The sequence below is a fragment of the Streptomyces endocoffeicus genome, assembly GCF_016741935.1.
GTDB lineage: Bacteria > Actinomycetota > Actinomycetes > Streptomycetales > Streptomycetaceae > Streptomyces > Streptomyces endocoffeicus.
In genome coordinates this window covers 1-1,361 of the sequence record NZ_JAERRG010000151.1, presented here as the reverse complement: position 1 = coordinate 1,361, position 1,361 = coordinate 1, and the positions used below count along the sequence as shown (strand labels likewise).

Below are 1,361 nucleotides of genomic sequence, written 5' to 3'. Positions count from 1 at the left end.
GGCCCATGTCCCGGGTCAGCTCATGCAGATGCCAGGCCGCATCCACCTTCGGAGCCAGCACCCGCTGAACACGTTCCTCGGTCAGCCCTTCCACGACGCCGTCATCGACCACCCCCGCGGTATGCACGACACCCCTGAGCGGCACCTCCGCCGGAACACCAGCCAACAGCTCACGCACGGCTTCACGGTCAGCCACATCACAGGCCGCCACCGTGACCGACGCCCCAGCCGCCTCCAGCTCAGCCACCAACTCGGCCGCCCCTGGCGCGGCCGGACCCCTACGACTGGCAAGAAGCAGATGCTCCACCCCATGCTCAACCACCAGATGCCGAGCCACCACACCCGCCAACACACCCGACGCACCCGTCACCAACACCGTCCCGCCGGAGACCAGGCGCACAGACGCCTCGAGGTCCGCTGCGGACTTAGCCATGCGGGACAAGCGCGGAACCAGGACGGTCCCACGCCGGACCGCCAGCTGCGGCTCCTCACCAGCGGCGAGTACTTGCACCACCGCGTCCGCTGCGGCGGAGCTGGTCTCATAGTCAGGGTCGTGGTCCAGGAGGAGGAATGGGCCGGGATTCTCGGTCTGCACCGACCGCAACAGCCCCCACACGGGAGCCTGCACCAGACCCGCCACATCCTCCCCCGCCTCCGTGGCAACCGCACCACAGGTGACCACCACCAGACGAGACCCGAACAGGCGCTCCTCACCCAACCACCGCTGCACCGCAGACAGCACAGTGGCCAGCGACTCCCGCACCCCAGAAACCAGGCCGCTCTCACCACCGCTCGTCGGGCAGGACAGCACCACCGTCTCCGGCACCACCTCGCCCCCATCGAGCGCGCTGATCAACGCCGGGACATCCCCATAGCGGGCACACACCCCGCCCGCACGAACCACCGCCCCACCCAACCCGACATCCGAACCCACCAGCGCCCACGAACCCCCAGCAACAACCGAAGCCGACGGAACCACCGGCTCCCAGTCCAACTGGAACAGCGAGTCATAACGACTGACCTGGGCCGCCTGCAACTGCTCAGCCGAGATCGGCCGCAGCGCCAGCGACTCGATGGAGATCACCGGCTGACCCGCCGCGTCCGCCACCTCCAACGCCACCGCATCCGACCCCACCCGAGTCAACCGCACCCGCACCACCGACGCACCCGAGGCATGCAACCGCACCCCCGACCACGCAAACGGAATACGCGCCGCTCCCTGACCCTCCTCCGAAGCAATCAACGCCACCGCATGCACAGCCGCATCCAACAACGCCGGATGCACCCCAAACCGATCCACCTCACCAACCCGCTCCCGCGGAAGACGAACCTCAGCGAACACCTCCTCACCACACCGCCAG

Annotated in this window: 1 protein-coding gene; it reads right to left on the bottom strand. The window is 68.3% G+C overall.

The genetic code is table 11. The annotated features are described in order from the left end of the window. The coding region (locus JK364_RS57940) for an SDR family oxidoreductase (RefSeq protein ID WP_201858860.1) at positions 1–1,361 on the bottom strand (1,361 nt) is incomplete at both ends.